Raw genomic sequence first — 16,300 nt, 5'->3', positions numbered from 1 at the left:
CTCATTTCTAGCCCATTTAATATGATTATGAATTATTAGGCTTTCTTGAAAAGAACAACGCATACATTGCCGGTATCACCAAGAGTACAACAGGTAATGAGAACAGCAGACCATAGCCCAAAGTGAGCGACATTGGCCCCATAAACACATCGGTACCACCTAACCCGTAGGCGAGAGGTAACAAGCCTGCCACTGTGGTCAGCGATGTCATAACAATCGGGCGCAGACGACTGACTGCCGCTTGAGTTACCGCGTCTATCGCGTTCAAACCTTCGATTCTTAATTCGTTGATTCGGTTAATCAGCACCAGGGAGTTATTGACCACAACGCCCGTCATCCCAAGTACGCCAATCAATCCAAACAGAGACATCGATTGCATGTGAACCACGAGCGCCATCAACGAAGCCATGATCGCAAATGGGATAACCGCCATAATGAGCAGTGGTTGGAGTAATGAGTTGAACATTACCGCCAATACAAAGTAGATCGCTACCATAGCTGCAGGGAACACCACCATAAAGCCACTCATTGTCTCGTTAGTACTTTCCGCCTCGCCGCCTACGTTAATCGTCACGCTTGATGGGTATTGACCTGTAAGCTCTGTGACTAGCTCATCGGCTAATGCTACAGGGCTAATGCTTTCATCAGATAATGCAGCGGAGACCGTAACTTCACGCTCGCCATTGTAGTGCTTAATAAGACGCGGGATTTCTATCTGCTCAACCATAGCCAAGCGACTCAATGGTACTTGTTGCCCGTCAGCGGTGTAAATCTTGGTGGTTTTCAGCTTTTCAAGGTCACGAAATTCCTCATCTAATACCACACGAATATCGACTTCTTGATCGCCAAGCCAAGTGGATGTCACGCTGTTACCATCAAAGCCAACACGCAGCGCGTTCGATAGATCACTTACGGTGAGGTTGTATTTCGCCAGCCAGTGATATTGAGGAACAATATTCAACTGAGGATCTTTCAGTGCTTCACTGTGATTAATGCTGGTCACGCCTTTATAGTCTTCTAGCCAAGCCATCACTAGTTCAACGGTTTGATTACGTTCACTCTCCGTTCCACCGAGCACACGAACTTCAACCGGGTCACCCGGAGGTGGGCCGCCCGCGTCAATTGAGAACTTGATAAACATGTCTTCAGACAGAGCTGCCAACTCTTCGTTAAGTGCCGCGATAATCTGTTCGGCTGAACGGGTGCGCTGGTCAAAGTTTGTCAGGTTAATAATGCCCTGCGATACCGGTGATGAGTAAACCAATTCGTAGCTGACCAGTTCCGTTTCTGGCAGAGATTCGATTGCTTGCTCGATAGCCTGATGAGCATCTCGCACCTTTAATAATGGCGTACCCGCTTTCACTTCGGTGTACACATCGATGTATTTTCCCGCCTCAGTTGGGAAGATATCCACTTTCAACGACGAGACTAAATAGCCAGAAGCTACGAACCCAACAATAGCCACTGCAATCACTGATTTTTTGTAGTTCAGTGCAATATTCAGCAGTGAGTGATAGCGGTTTGAAACCCATTCAAAACGATCTTTCTCTGCGACTTTTTTAGTGGTCTCTTTCGCCGAAGATAAGTGCGCGGGCAGCGTTAACGTACATTCAATGAATGAGAACACGAGTGCTGCGATAACGGTAATCGGGATCACCGCGACTGCTTTACCCATGGTGCCCGGAATGAACATCATCGGGATAAACACCAAGGCCGTTGTCACTAAGCTTGCCATCAAGGGCTTGATTACTTTTAAAGTTCCTGACACCGCAGCATCGACACCTTTTTTTCCTGCTTCCTTTTCTTGGAAAATACTTTCGGCGATGATCACTGAATCGTCGACGATAATACCGATAACCAAGAGCAATGCTGCCAATGTGATGCTGTCTAAGTTCAACCCCATGATTGGCAGAACCATCATCACACCAAACACACAAAATGGGATGGAAACCGACACCCAGAAAGCGACACGACGTTGCAAGATCATGCTCAAGATAAGCAGAACCAACACCAAACCTATCGCGCCATTGGTTGCCACGATAGAGAACTTCTCGCCCATGTCCTTGCCAAGATCAAGACTCGTTTGGAAGATGAACTGGTCGCCAATACGTTCGCTTTCTTTGTCCAATAAAGCCTTGATGCTGTCGATGGTCGCAATCACATCAGCACTGCCACTGTTGGTGATAGAGAAAATCACCGCAGGCTTCCCGCTCATCACAGGATCTTCGGTTGCTCGTGCAAAAGTATCGATAACGGTCGCCACATCAGACACACGAACAACTTGACCAGAATCCAACGCCTTAATCACGATGTTAGACACATCCCCCGTCGACTCTACTTTGGTCATGGTGACGATCTTCTGCTCTTGACTCCATGACTCTACAAAGCCGCCCGACTGTGACAGGTTATGCTGCTCGATCGCAGTGCTGATATCATCAAAAGCAACTTGATAACGACGTGCTTTTTCAGGATCAACCTCAACCCAAAACTCTCGTTCGTTAAAGCCGGACATCGTAATAGAGCCGACGCCACCAAGGTTATTGATCTTCTTTTCTAATTGATAAGCGTAGTGCTGCAAAGACGCGGAATCTGAGTTGCTATCCATTAGGCTCACGCCAAAATGATACACATCTAAAGAAGAGGTTTTCTGCTGAGTCACAACCGGCGGCGAATCTATATCTTTCGGCAGATTCCCGACTCGATCTACTGCTTGCTGTATATCTCGCAAGATCACCGCTGCGTCTTCACCAGGCAAATACTCAACCTCGATACGAGATCGCCCTTCTGAAGATTCTGACGAAAAATAGGCAATACCATCGACGGAACGAAGTTCTTTCTCTATAGGATTGGTGATGTTCAGTTCAATGTCTTGAGCTGTTGCGCCAGGGTAGCTAGTTTCAATTTCCGCCGTGTCCATCGCAACATCTGGGTACTCTTGCAAGTTGAGTTGCATTAACGACATAGCGCCCGTTAGCAACACCATGACCGTGATGATACGAGCCAAAAACTGACGATTGGCGAAGTATGCTAAGAAGTTCATCGTTACTGCCCTTTACCTTCGTTTGATGCTGCTTGGTCCAATGCGACTTGAGCGGTTGTCATGCCTTGAATAGAAAGATCTGTCGAGGCGTAAACTGACATGCCTGGCTTAAACTCATGGCCTTGGTTAGTGATCTCGACCAATACTGGATAGGTCAAATTTTGCATCTCAACGCCAATGCGCTGCACTTTTGCTTCCATCTTGAATTCTGGATTGGTTTCAGACCACACCACCACTTCTTGACCTACACTGAAGTGCTTTAAATCGTACTCACTCGCCATGAACGACAGAGTCACTTTGTCAATGTTGACCACTTCATAGAGCAAATCCCCCTCGCTCACCCAAGCGCCCGATTGCGTAGGTTTATTGGAGATGTAGCCCGAAATTAGGGATTCAATCTGAGTGTTTTCTAGGTCCACTTGAGACTGTTGATAATCAATTTGAGCGACAGAAACCGCGGCTTTGGCGCTTAGAAACTCTGCGCGCGCCGTATCTAGTTCCCCAACTGACAAGCTGTTCTTCTTAATGAGTGCTTGATAGCGATTGTAGGTTGCTTTTCGTAGCGCAAGATCCGCCTCGGCAAGCGCTAGATTGGCTTTAGCCTTATTGACACTAAACTTAAAATCATCGGCTTTAATCTGAGCCAATATTTGTTGTTGGTTTACGGCATCACCCACTTCAAGGTTATTCATCTCTACAACACCGGGCACTTCTGCCACAACGCTATGTTTGTTCAATCCTTGAACGTGACCGATTAGCTCGGTAGCTTGAGCCATTGATATTTGAGTTGTTGAGACCCCAAGAAGTGCTGCAAGCGCGATAATTTTAGTTTTCATAATTCAACCCTCACCTATTGATGTGAGCTATTGTTGAATTCTCTTTGTCGAATTAAAGTCGAAGTGGATTCGACATTGAAAAATAATCGGATGACACTGTATTTTTGTGTGCAACACTATCAATTAGACATAAATTCGACATAATTTTGGATAGGCTACATTTTTACTGACCGTAGAGTTTTAGGTGGGAACGAAAGATGCTTGAGCGCAGTCGTATTTTGGTTGTTGAAGACAATATCGAACTTCAAGGCATTATTGCCGACTTCTTAGAGGTTAAAGAAGCCGTTGCGGATTTTGCTTCCGATGGCGAACAAGGCTTCAATCTAGCAATGCAAAACGACTTCGATGCGATCGTCTTAGATGTCATGCTGCCTAAACTTGATGGTATGCAGGTGGCTTCGAAACTACGTCAAAATGGCATAACGACACCGATTTTGATGCTAACTGCGTTGAATGGCCAAGAAGACCTGTTAAGTAGCTTTGATTCCGGTGCCGACGATTTCGTTACCAAACCTTTTCAGTTTCCTGAGTTAGAAGCTCGCCTATCAGCGCTGATCAAACGCAATAAAGGCTTAGTCGCGAAAAAGACACTGAGCTTTGGTGAAGTGATTATTGATGAGAAAACGCACACGGCTTCAAGAGACGGCAAAACGCTAACCCTTACTCCTATCTTGTTCCAAATTCTGAGAGAGTTAGTCAAAGCTCAAGGCGAGGTTGTGTCTCGTGAAAGCCTAATCTACATGCTCTGGGGCGATGACATTCCAGACAAAGATGTACTCCGTAGCCATATCTACCTGCTGCGAAATGTACTTGATAAACCCTTCGATTTCCCAATGCTCAAGACCATTCCAAAGCACGGCTTTCAGTTGCTCTCGTCTGCTAGTGAGCCTCAATAAAGATGAAGATTCGAACAAAGCTAGGCAACTCAATCGAAGATGTCAGAATCCGTACCATGCGTACCTTTGCTGTCATCGCTCTAGTTTCATCATGCATCGTATTTTTCGTGTTCTCGCTGCGGTTGGTTTGGCAGGAAGAAGCTCAAATCGAAAATCACCTCAAGTCATTCAAGGGGGTAGCACAACAGTTCTATCACCAGTTGTCGCCAACTGGCAGTCTCAAGCTGTCGGACAACGTGACGGTTTATTATGGTAAAGCAGACTTTACCGACCAACTCAAAAAGTTACCCCCAATGGCGCTGGAAACGGTCGATCGTCAACGCTTTGAAATTAGAATTTCTGAAGAGCACATTCTTATTCCCGGCGTGCTCGTCTACCACTTTGCCTTTGAAGACCAAGGGAAAACCATTCCGACTTACATCACCATCAGCTCATTTGATATGGACCTATGGGACGACAGTTGGGGCGTGTTGATGGCGATTTCCACTCTTTTGATGCTCGGGCTGATCATAGTATTGCGGGTTACTCTCAAGCGAGTGTTCGACCAGCTAATGGCACCTATTTCAGACTTAAGTACTCAACTCAGTCAACATGAATCTGATAACTTCAAAGTACCGGATCGTACGATTGATGAACTGCAGATGCTCACCTCGCACCTCAACAGCTATTCAAAAATGAAAGACAGGCTTGCCAAGCAAGAGATGATGTTTGCCAAATACGCGAGTCATGAATTAAAAACACCGATAGCGATTGTGATTGGCGCTGCCGAACTGCAAGCCATGAAGCTTGATGACCCAGCATTCCAAACTAAGCAACGCGAGCGTATTTTAGGGGCAGCCAATGGGATGAGTAACACGGTCGAGGTACTGCTTAATATTGTGAAACAAGAGAACTCTTCAACCGAACAAACGTTAACGGATATCGACGACAGCTCTATCGACTTATCTAAGTACCAAGCGATGTTATCCCCTGGCGTTGAATTGGTGTTAAACATTGAGCCAGACACCACGCTCAACATGCCCTTGCCATTGGTGAACATGGTGCTGAAGAACTACATTGAAAACGCGATCCGATTTATCACGCAAGGTAAAATCACGGTAACCATCAACTCAAACACGATTTCAGTTTCTGATACTGGCTCGGGCTTAAGTGATGATACAAAAACCGAACACGGTCTTGGTTTAATCATCGTCAAACGTATCGGAGACAGCTACGGCTGGACATCCACGCTAATAGATAACGCACATTCAAACTCGATATTAGCCAGCTCTGGTTGCACTGCGACCTTTGCTAGAAACGATATATAAATACAGAAGGACGAATACAAAAAGGACATCATGTGATGTCCTTTTTGATGAACCTGAGCAATAAACTACTCCGCCTTTCCTTTCACACCGCAACCTTTAATCACTAGCTGAGTGATGAACTCCGCGGCATCGGCATAGTCTTTATCATCGAGCTTATCTTTCTGCATCACGCTGCAAATCTGCCAGCCAAAATCGGCGTAGGTTTGGGTTGCCGCCCAGATGGTAAACATCAGGTGGTGCGCTGGTACGTCATACATTAAGCCTTGTGCTGACCAAGTGGAGAACTTATCGAGGATCATTTGAGATTGGTTATACAACTCATCGCCGATCTCTTTGGGCAACACTTTGGCACCAGACATCACTTCATTGGCAAATACCTTAGAAGCGTGTGGATGGTCGCGAGAGATGATCAATTTGGTTTGAATATATTGAGACAAGGCTTCAACGGGATCACTCAGCTCTTCAATCGGGCGAGACGCTTCAAGTAACGGCTGCGTAACGGTTTCTAGAACGGCATTGTAGAGTTTGTCTTTCGAGCTGAAATAGTAGAATACGTTAGGCTTGGGAATGTCGGCCGCTTTTGCGATATCGGCCATTTTTGTTGCGGCATAACCATGAGTGGCGAATTGTTCACACGCGACCTCGATGATTAAATCTTGATTCTTTTGTCTGATCCTAGACATAGTACTTCCTTTACAGCTCATTACTTAAACTATAGTAATCAACGTGCTTCATTAGTCCAGAAGATAATCTCAGAACTCGAGGTCACCGCATTGATAGCAATAAAATGGTCGTTCTTATGTGCAGAAGAACGACCATTCAACCGTGTGTTTTTCATCGGATCAGCTTAAAGAATCAATATTGCACGGAAGTCATTTACATTAGTGAGCGTAGGCCCCGTCGTCAGTAACACGCCCGTTTGCTTGAAAAAGTCATAACTATTATTCGCCTCTAGATAATCATCTGCTTTAAGTGACAAGCGAGTCCCTTCTTGCCATGTTTGTGGGGTTATCCATGCCCCGGCATTGTCTTCCACACCGTCAATACCGTCGGTATCGGCAGCCAATGCAAATATATTGTCTTGGCCTTTGAGCTCGTTATATAGGCTCAACAAGAACTCACAGTTACGCCCACCGCGACCATTGCCTTTAACGGTTACTGTGGTTTCGCCACCAGAAAGTATCACGCAAGGCGCCTCAAATGGATGCTTATGATTGGCCACTTGCTTAGCCAGCGCAGCGTGAACCTTCGCGACATCTCGCGCTTCCCCCTCTATGCAATCACTCAACACATAAGCCGGAATGCCCAAGCCTTCAGCTTCTGCAGCAGCGGATTCCAATGCCGACATTGGTGTGGCGATAATATGGTGCTCGGCGTTTTTCCAACACGCGTCATCTGGTTTCACGGTTTCTGATTCTGGGTTGTTCAACCATTCAAATGCCGAAGGTGGTGTTTCAATTCGATAACGTTCCAGTATTGCCATCGCATCAAAGCGGGTGGTGGTGTCTGGTACGGTTGGGCCCGATGCAATCACACTGATGTCATCACCCGGCACATCTGAAATCGCCAATGAGACGACTCTTGCTGGGTAAGCGGCCTTTGCTAGTCGCCCACCTTTGATTGACGATAAATGCTTACGCACACAGTTCATCTCATCAATGGCGGCACCCGACTTAAGCAGTGCTTTATTGATTTGTTGCTTCTCTGCCAAGCTGATGTCACCACCGGGCAGACTTAACAAAGCAGAGCCGCCGCCAGACAATAGGCAAATAACCGTATCGTCAGCGCTCAAGTCACTCACCAATTGCAGCATACGTTGGCTTACTTCTAAGCCCATCGCATCCGGAACTGGGTGCGCCGCTTCAATCACCTCAATATGTTCGCAAGGGGCGGTGTGCTCATAACGAGTCACCACCAGGCCTTCAAGGTCACGCAACGCAAGGTCTTGTTGTTTCTTTGCCTGCCAAACCGCTTCAAGCTCAGCTGCCATTGATGCTGCCGCTTTCCCAGCCCCAATAACGACGGTTCGCCCAGCTTGATTAGCCGAGCGATAAAATATGTCTTGAGGAAGAAAAGGTTCGATGTGATTTTTGGGTAGTGCCTGGTTTACAGCACTCGAGAAAAGGGTTTGCAGAAACTGCTTAGCATCAATGTCCATCAGCCACTCCTTAGTTGACGGAGAAAAAAAGAACCCCAATACAAGGCGAAAGGGTGCCTGCTAAGATCAAGTTGGAAAGGAACAACTTCAACCTTTGCCTCGTATCGGGAACGCGTATAAAAGGAGACGAAACTACGCGATTTATAAACAAACTGTTTGAAACTGGTGGGCTAACTTATCGATGTTAGCCCTGATTCATTGGTTTTGGTTTCAGCAGAAACGACAAAACCAATGTATTAGACAGATTACTCGTCAAGGATTAGCGAATTGAGTGATCAGAACGCTTCTCTATCGCTTGGATAAGCGCAGAGTGGTCCCAACCTTCACCGCCCATCTCGGCACACTCACCAAACAACTCTTGAGCATTAGCCGTATTCGGCAGTGCAACCCCAAGCTCTTGTGCGCCCGTGAGTGCTAAGTTGAGATCTTTTTGATGAAGCGAGATTCTAAAGCCCGGGTCAAAGGTGCCTTCAACCATTCGTTCACCATGCACTTCAAGGATCTTAGAGTTGGCAAAGCCGCCTAATAGTGCCTGACGAACTCGCGCAGGATCAGCACCAGCTTTTGATGCAAACACCAGTGCTTCAGAGACCGCTTCAATGTTCAGTGCAACTATGATCTGGTTAGCAACCTTACAAGTTTGACCCGCTCCGTTATCACCCACCAGCGTGATGTTCTTACCCATGATTTCAAACAGTGGGCGTGCTTTATCAAAGGCATCTTGTTCGCCGCCCACCATAATGGTCAGCGCTGCATTGATCGCGCCTACTTCACCACCTGAAACAGGCGCATCTAGGTATGAAGCACCACCTTCGTTGATTCGTGCGGCAATCGCTTTGGTCGCGATTGGCGAGATTGAACTCATATCGATAACCAATTTTCCAGCCGCGCCACTCGCCATTAGACCTTGCTCGACACCGTTATCACCAAACAGCACCTCCTCTACTTGAGGGGTGTTCGGCACCATAAGAATGATGACATCCGCCTGTTCCGCGGCTTCGGCTGGGGAATGACAAACCGTCGCGCCTGCTGCAACCAACTCGGCAGGAGCAGCGTTGAAATGATCCGACAGAATCAAGTCGTGACCCGCTTTTTGAAGGTTACTCGCCATAGGTTTACCCATGATGCCAGTTCCGATAAATGCAATTTTAGACATGTTGTTCTCCTTAACGTTTGAGGGTTACCAGACGCAATTAACGGTACTGGTTTAGCCAACCAAGGCCTTCTGTCGTTGTCGTTTTCGGTTTGTATTCGCAGCCAACCCAGCCTTGATAACCAAGCTCATCAAGGTAGTTCAGTACGAATGGATAGTTGATTTCTCCGGTACCCGGCTCGTGTCGACCCGGGTTATCCGCCAGCTGTACGTGAGCGATTTGACCAATGTTCTGTTGCATGGTCGGCGTAAGATCGCCTTCCATAATTTGCATGTGATAGATATCGTATTGAATAGAAAGATTATCGCTTGCCACCTCTTTAATGATGGTTTTCGCTTGCTCCGTGGTGTTCAAGAAAAAGCCTGGAATATCGCGCGTGTTAATCGCTTCAATCACTAGGCTTATACCTTCTAAAGCTAACGCATTTGCAGCATAGTGAAGGTTAATCACAAAGGTCGCCTGAGCGTCTTGCGGGGTCACTCCTTGTGGGACAATGCCCGCCAAACAGTTCACCTGTTTACAACCAAGCTTCTTGGCATAGGCTATCGCTTTAGGTACGCCCGCTTGAAACTCTTCAACGCGTGCTGGGTCAACCGCAATACCACGATCGCCAGCATCCCAATCCCCTGCCGGCAAGTTAAACAGCACTTGCTCCAGATTATTAGCCTCAAGCTTTTGTTTAATCTCATCTACATCAAATGCATATGGGAAAAGGTATTCGACACCTTGAAAACCCGCCTCTGCGGCGGCTTCAAAGCGATCCATAAAATCAACTTCCGTGAATAACATTGACAAGTTTGCTGCAAATTTTGCCATGACTCTGTCCTTATTCTTTATTTTTTAAAATCTGGTTATTTGTAGTAAAGCCTCGCTCTATTGGAGACTTTCCGTAGAGCGAAACCTCGGCTCTACGGACACACATTACTTCGTGATTACTTATACGCTAGCGCGGTTGGCGCATCGCCTCGGCTTTCGGCAAGTGGTTCAAATTCGTTGATGGCGTTGATCTCTACGCCCATCGCAATGTTAGTCACTCGCTCCAGAATCAGCTCAACCACCACAGGCACCTTGTGCTTGTTCATTAGCTCTTTGGCTTGTTCAAACGCTGCTGAAATCTGGTCTGGTTCACGAACTCGAATCGCCTTACAACCTAAGCCTTCAACAACCGCTACATGGTCGACACCGTAGCCCTCAAGCTCTGGCGCATTTTGGTTATCAAACGCCAGTTGTACACAGTAATCGATATCAAACTGACGCTGAGCTTGGCGAATCAAACCTAGGTAAGAGTTATTCACTAACACATGGATGTATGGCAAGTTGAACTGCGCACCTACCGCCAGTTCTTCGATCATGAACTGGAAGTCGTAGTCACCAGAGATAGCGACAATATCGCGACTTGGATCGGCCGCTCGTACACCCAGTGCGGCAGGTGTTGTCCAACCAAGCGGGCCTGCTTGACCACAGTTGATCCAATTACGCGGCTTATAAACATGCAGGAACTGAGCGGCAGCAATTTGCGACAAACCAATCGTGCTCACGTAGCAAGTATCACGACCAAATGCCTTGTTCATCTCTTCATAAACGCGCATCGGTTTCATTGGCGCTTCATCGAAATTGGTTTTACGCAGCATAGTCGATTTGCGTTCCTGACACTCACTTGCCCAAGCGTTTCGATTTGGTAATTTGCCAGCATCACGCCACTCTTGTGCCACTTCAACCATTAGCTCAAGTGCTGATTTTGCATCTGAAACAATGCCTAAATCAGGACAGAACACGCGACCTATTTGAGTCGGTTCTATATCGACATGAACAAACTTACGCCCTTCGGTGTAAACATCGACAGAACCGGTATGACGGTTAGCCCAGCGGTTACCCACACCAAACACGAAATCAGAGTTCAGCATGGTTTCATTACCGTAACGGTGAGAGGTTTGTAACCCCACCATGCCTGCCATTAACTCGTGGTCATCAGGGATAGACCCCCACCCCATCAAGGTTGGAATTACCGGTACACCTGTGATCTCAGCAAACTGCTGCAACAGTTCAGATGCGCCTGCGTTGATCACACCGCCACCGGATACAATCAGAGGTTTTTCCGATTGAGACATCATGGTTAATGCTTTCTCAACCTGCGCACGGGTTGCTTGTGGCTTGTAAGGTTCAAGTGGCTCATAAGTATCAATATCGAATTCAATCTCAGCCAATTGCACATCTAAAGGCAAGTCGATCAGCACCGGGCCAGGGCGTCCAGAACGCATCAAATGAAAGGCTTTTTGAAATGCGCGCGGCACTTGAGCAGGTTCCAGTACCGTGGTTGCCCACTTAGTGACTGGCTTAGCAATCGATTCGATGTCGACCGCTTGAAAGTCTTCTTTATGAAGGCGAGCACGCGGAGCCTGACCAGTGATACATAGGATAGGGATCGAGTCAGCGGATGCAGAATAAAGACCCGTGATCATGTCCGTTCCTGCCGGGCCAGAAGTACCAATACACACACCAATATTATCCTGATTAGTACGTGTGTAGCCTTCAGCCATATGTGAGGCACCCTCTACATGTCGAGCTAAGACGTGGTCGATTCCTCCGAGCTTTTTCATCGCTGCGTACATTGGGTTTATCGCTGCGCCGGGAACACCAAATGCGATGTCTACTCCTTCACGTTTAAGCACTTCTACCGCTGCTTCAATCGCTTTCATAATTGCCATTCGAACCTCCAGTTCAGATTGTATACAATTAAACTAACTTTTGTGTACTATGAATCATCCTCAGCATTTATCAAGTCCAATTTGAAACAATTTTGTTACATCAACCTATCCTATTGAACAGCAATCAAGCCTGAAAAGCTTACAATTCATTGCTTTACATAAAATATCTTTACGTAAAAATAAATCACAAAAAGATCAAATGATAAATAAATGTTAAATACCATTTGCTTGTTTACAATTTCTACAATATAAATATCGTTAAAAAGAGCATTTTGTATACAAAATGACATCGTATTGTGTAAAGGAGACAAACAATGATGAATGACGTGAAAGAAAGAGAAGAAACGCTGTGTATGCAGGTACTTGGGAATATGGACAACCCCGAGTACAAAGAGATCTTGTCTAAAGATGCATTGAAATTCTTAGAAGCTATCGTTAACAAGTTTGGAGATCGCCGTCATGCCCTGCTAAATGATCGCGACATTAAACAAGCGCAATACGATAACGGTGAGCTACCCAACTTTAGAAAAGACACTATCTCTATTCGTCAGAATAAAGAGTGGAAAGTCGCAACACCGCCGCCAGAATTGCTGGATCGCCGAGTAGAGATCACTGGTCCTATCGAAAGAAAGATGGTGATCAACGCATTAAACTCGGGCGCGAAAGTCTTCATGTGCTGCTTTGAGGATGCATCTTCTCCAACTTGGGCCAACATGGTCGAAGGGCAGATCAACCTAAGAGATGCCAACTTGGGCACCATCAGCTATTTCGATGAGAAGAAACAAAAGAACTATCAGCTAAATAGCGATCCTGCTCTATTGATTGCTCGTCCTCGCGGAATTCATTTGCCTGAACAGTCCATTCAATTCAACAATCAACCTATCGCTGGTTGTCTGATGGACTTTGCGTTGTACTTTTTCCACAACTATCAATCACGTGCGCAGCAAGGCTTAGGCGTTTACTACTACATTCCCAAGCTAGAGAGCATGGAAGAAGCACAATGGTGGGACGACATTTTCAGTTTCACCGAGCACTATTTCAATGTAGCAAAAGGCACCATCCGCGCGACCGTGTTGATTGAAACTCTGCCAGCCGTCTTCCAAATGGAAGAGATCTTGTACGCCATGCGTGATCATATCGTTGCGATGAACTGCGGCCGTTGGGACTACATCTTCAGCTACATCAAAACTCTGAAAAATCATAAAGATCGTATCCTGCCTGACCGTCATGGGATCGGCATGGATCAAGAGTTTCTGAACGCTTACAGCCAGCTGCTGGTTCGTACTTGTCACGCTCGAGGGGCACTGGCGATGGGGGGCATGTCAGCCTTCATTCCAGCAAAAGATCCGCAAGAGATGGAGCGTGTGACCGCCAAAGTTATTGAAGACAAACAAAGAGAATCGCAAAACGGCCACGATGGCACATGGGTCGCACACCCTACCCTAGTCGACTTAGCGATGTCAATCTTCGACAAACACCTTGATGGCAAAGTGAATCAAATGGATTTCCAAAGTCCTGAACACACCATCAATGCCGACACCTTACTTAAACCATGTGAAGGCAGCCGCGACGAAGCCGGCGTGCGTAAGAATATCCGTATTGCGCTGTATTACATCGAGGCTTGGATCCAAGGCTACGGCTGTGTACCTATTTACGGACTAATGGAAGATGCCGCCACCGCGGAGATTTCAAGAGCCAACATTTGGCAATGGATCCATCATGGCGTCACGCTAGATGACGGCCAAACCTTCACCAAACAACTGTTCCACTCTTGGCTTTACCAAGAGTTAGACACAATAAAATACGAAGTCGGAGACTCGCGCTATGCAGCAGGTCGATTTGAAGAGACAGCCGATCTTTTCTATCAACTTTCTACAGCAGAAGAGTTCGCTGCCTTCCTAACTTTACCCAGCTATGGGCTATTACAAGAGTCCAGTTAGGACTCTTGTACCAAGCTGAATCAGTCAATGATATTCACTAACAAGAGTAATGATTGACTGGCTGAGCTTGGTACGAATGCCCCTTGAAAAACTAGGAGATAACATGGGAAGTTTGACTCTACAACAAGCTTTAACCATCATCGATGGCACCTTAAAAGCAGGAAACAAAATCCACACAGAACCTTTGACGGTCGCCATCTTAGACAGCGGTGGCAAGTTGATTTCCCTGCAACGTCAAGACGGCTCTAGCATGATGCGACCAGACATCGCGATTGCGAAAGCCTGGGGCGCACTCGCATTAGGGTGCTCCTCTAGAAAACTCGCCCAAGATGCTGACAATAGGCCGGCATTTATCTCCGCTGTAAACGTACTCGCACACGGAAACATGGTGCCTGTACCTGGAGGGCTACTCATTAGAGACAAAGATAAAACGGTACTCGGAGCCATTGGCGTCAGCGGTGATATCTCAGATATCGATGAAAGCTGCGCTATCAACGGAATTGGTTGCGCAGAACTGTTTAGCGACGAGATGCTGCAAGCATAGTCCAGTCATTAACGGGACTTACGAAAGAAAAAACCGAAGCCTTGAGCTTCGGTTTTTTAATGAATCTAAAAAGAGATAAGCGAACCTACTCGTAGGCACTCAACCACGTTTTTAAAAGTTGGTTGGTGTTTTTCTTCTGACTAGCAGATAAAGACTTAACCAGCTTTTTCTGCATCTCGACGTGTTCAGTCATCATCTCATCAATCAGAACTAGACCATCTTTGGTCAGTTTAACACTTACGCTTCGTCGGTCTTCTTTACTGTGCTCTCGGCTGATTAGTCCTTTGGCTTCCAGTTTATCAAGACGATTGGTCATCGCACCTGATGTCAGCATCATTGAGCCAATCAGTTCAGAGGGCGTTAGTCGGTAAGGCTTTCCAGAGCGTCGTAAGGTCGCCAATACATCAAACTCGCCCAATTTCATGTCGTACTTTTTATGCAGGTCGGCAACTTGCGTTTCCATATACTTGGCAATACGCATGATTCGGCCCATCATTGCCATAGGCTCAGTTTCTAATTCGGGCTTTTCCTTTGCCCATTGCTCTACAACGCGGTCGATAGCATCCATTTGCAATCTAGCTCCGTTATTAGTCTGATTACTTTAAACTAGTTTAACATAAAGATACTTTACAACCACTAGTTCTCAGTATACAGTTCACACAATAGTTATCTTAACGTAAAGATATTTTAGATGAACATATTATTAGCAATGATTCCCGCGTTCTTTTGGGGAACAACTTATGCAGTGACGCAATTTACGCTACAGGAGTGGCCACCATTATTATTAGGTGCTTTGCGTGCATTACCTGCTGGTTTGTTATTGCTAGCGGTAAAACCAACTCTGCCGAAAAAAGGCGAGTGGCAGATCATTTTCACTTTAGGCCTTATCAACATCGCGACCTTCTTTGGTTTGATCTTCGTGATGGCATTAACACTGCCTTCAGCGATTTCAGGCGTGGGTATGATCTCCGTGCCTGTGTTCGCAATGATCTTCCATTGGGTAGTGAAAAAGCAGCGTCCGCATCTGATTCAAGCCCTGTCTGGTATTGGCTTGATCACCTTAGCTTGGATTCTATTCAACCCAAGTCAAATCGCATTAAACCCTATCGGTTTGGGTGCAATGTTTGCCGCGATCATGTGTATCGTTATCGGCAGCAGCATTACCAAATCATTGGGTAATCGCATGCACTGGTGGAAGGTACTCACATGGCAGCTGATTCTGGGCGGTACGATTTTGTCTGTCGCGTCTGGCGTTCATGCCTTCATCGACCCACAACCTTATGTGAATGCGGTGACTCATTTCGATACTCGTAACGCAATGGGCTTGGTTTGGGTGATTGGGCTAAACACAGCACTTGGTTACGGCATGTATGTGTGGTTACTGCAACGTATGTCTGTGGTTGATTTCACCTTCGGTGGCATCGCTAACCCGGTAGCAGGTATCGTTACAGGTATGGTGTTGATGGGAGAATCCTTCACTGCGGTGCAATACTCGTTGATGACCGGCATGATCGTGATGTCTCTACTGCCTCAGTTGATTCTTGCAGTAAGACAAACCAAAACGGTCAAACCCGTTACGCAGTAAAAATTTAGAATGTTACTGATAAGCCCGCCAAGTGCGGGCTTTGTTTTATCTATAAAACTATTTATTGCAGTGTAACCACGCAGTTCTGCGATCGTCTTCTTACCCTTTCACTTTGCCCCTCGCTTTGAAGCTCAT

The 16,300-nt window shown here is 46.5% G+C and carries 13 protein-coding genes; 5 read left to right on the top strand and 8 right to left on the bottom strand.

Features of this window, described 5'->3' with window-relative positions:
• Positions 1-25: 25 nt before the first annotated feature.
• Both FLM53_RS16855 and FLM53_RS16850 read right to left on the bottom strand, forming a co-directional pair.
• Positions 26-3,040: an efflux RND transporter permease subunit gene (locus FLM53_RS16855; protein WP_176678912.1), complete on the bottom strand. Its 3,015-nt coding sequence runs from the start codon at positions 3,038-3,040 to the stop codon at positions 26-28.
• Positions 3,041-3,042: 2 nt separating this feature from the next.
• Entirely contained in the window at positions 3,043-3,876 is an 834-nt protein-coding gene (locus FLM53_RS16850) for an efflux RND transporter periplasmic adaptor subunit (RefSeq protein ID WP_176678913.1), read from the bottom strand.
• A gap of 197 nt (positions 3,877-4,073) precedes the next feature.
• Between FLM53_RS16850 and FLM53_RS16845 the strand changes: the two genes are divergently transcribed.
• Both FLM53_RS16845 and FLM53_RS16840 read left to right on the top strand, forming a co-directional pair.
• Entirely contained in the window at positions 4,074-4,772 is a 699-nt protein-coding gene (locus FLM53_RS16845) for a response regulator transcription factor (protein ID WP_176678914.1), read from the top strand.
• Between the two features lie 56 nt (positions 4,773-4,828).
• A complete protein-coding gene (locus FLM53_RS16840) occupies positions 4,829-6,079 on the top strand; it encodes a HAMP domain-containing sensor histidine kinase (RefSeq protein ID WP_176680045.1) in 1,251 nt (416 codons plus the stop codon).
• A gap of 65 nt (positions 6,080-6,144) precedes the next feature.
• Here FLM53_RS16840 and FLM53_RS16835 read toward each other — a convergent pair whose 3' ends face one another.
• The 5 genes from FLM53_RS16835 to gcl all read right to left on the bottom strand — a co-directional run bounded on the left by FLM53_RS16835 (position 6,145) and on the right by gcl (position 12,096).
• Positions 6,145-6,762, bottom strand: a complete 618-nt coding sequence (locus tag FLM53_RS16835; protein WP_176678915.1) for a TetR/AcrR family transcriptional regulator — start codon at positions 6,760-6,762, stop codon at positions 6,145-6,147.
• A gap of 164 nt (positions 6,763-6,926) precedes the next feature.
• Positions 6,927-8,237: a glycerate kinase gene (locus FLM53_RS16830; protein ID WP_176678916.1), complete on the bottom strand. Its 1,311-nt coding sequence runs from the start codon at positions 8,235-8,237 to the stop codon at positions 6,927-6,929.
• Between the two features lie 259 nt (positions 8,238-8,496).
• Positions 8,497-9,393 (bottom strand): 2-hydroxy-3-oxopropionate reductase, encoded by an 897-nt coding sequence (locus tag FLM53_RS16825; protein ID WP_176678917.1) that lies wholly within the window; start codon positions 9,391-9,393, stop codon positions 8,497-8,499.
• Between the two features lie 37 nt (positions 9,394-9,430).
• Complete coding sequence (hyi, locus tag FLM53_RS16820; RefSeq protein ID WP_176678918.1) at positions 9,431-10,207, bottom strand: hydroxypyruvate isomerase; 777 nt, start codon at positions 10,205-10,207, stop codon at positions 9,431-9,433.
• Between the two features lie 116 nt (positions 10,208-10,323).
• On the bottom strand, positions 10,324-12,096 hold the full coding sequence (gcl, locus tag FLM53_RS16815) for a glyoxylate carboligase (RefSeq protein WP_176678919.1): 1,773 nt from the start codon (positions 12,094-12,096) through the stop codon (positions 10,324-10,326).
• A gap of 314 nt (positions 12,097-12,410) precedes the next feature.
• Here gcl and aceB point away from each other — a divergent pair, with 314 nt between their 5' ends.
• Together aceB and FLM53_RS16805 are read left to right on the top strand one after the other, a co-directional pair.
• Positions 12,411-14,036 carry a malate synthase A gene (aceB, locus tag FLM53_RS16810; RefSeq protein ID WP_176678920.1) on the top strand — a complete coding sequence of 542 codons (1,626 nt, stop codon included), beginning with the start codon at positions 12,411-12,413 and terminating at the stop codon, positions 14,034-14,036.
• A gap of 103 nt (positions 14,037-14,139) precedes the next feature.
• Positions 14,140-14,580: a heme-binding protein gene (locus FLM53_RS16805; RefSeq protein ID WP_176678921.1), complete on the top strand. Its 441-nt coding sequence runs from the start codon at positions 14,140-14,142 to the stop codon at positions 14,578-14,580.
• 85 nt (positions 14,581-14,665) lie between these two features.
• On the opposite strand, the gene FLM53_RS16800 is transcribed toward FLM53_RS16805, so the two are convergent.
• Positions 14,666-15,148, bottom strand: a complete 483-nt coding sequence (locus FLM53_RS16800) for a MarR family winged helix-turn-helix transcriptional regulator (protein WP_004737459.1) — start codon at positions 15,146-15,148, stop codon at positions 14,666-14,668.
• Positions 15,149-15,271: 123 nt separating this feature from the next.
• Here FLM53_RS16800 and FLM53_RS16795 point away from each other — a divergent pair, with 123 nt between their 5' ends.
• On the top strand, positions 15,272-16,165 hold the full coding sequence (locus tag FLM53_RS16795) for a DMT family transporter (protein ID WP_176678922.1): 894 nt from the start codon (positions 15,272-15,274) through the stop codon (positions 16,163-16,165).
• The last annotated feature ends 135 nt before the right edge of the window (positions 16,166-16,300 follow it).

Source organism: Vibrio sp. Scap24, assembly GCF_013394185.1.
Taxonomy (GTDB): Bacteria; Pseudomonadota; Gammaproteobacteria; order Enterobacterales; family Vibrionaceae; genus Vibrio; species Vibrio pomeroyi.
This window is presented reverse-complemented; position numbering and strand designations above follow the sequence as displayed.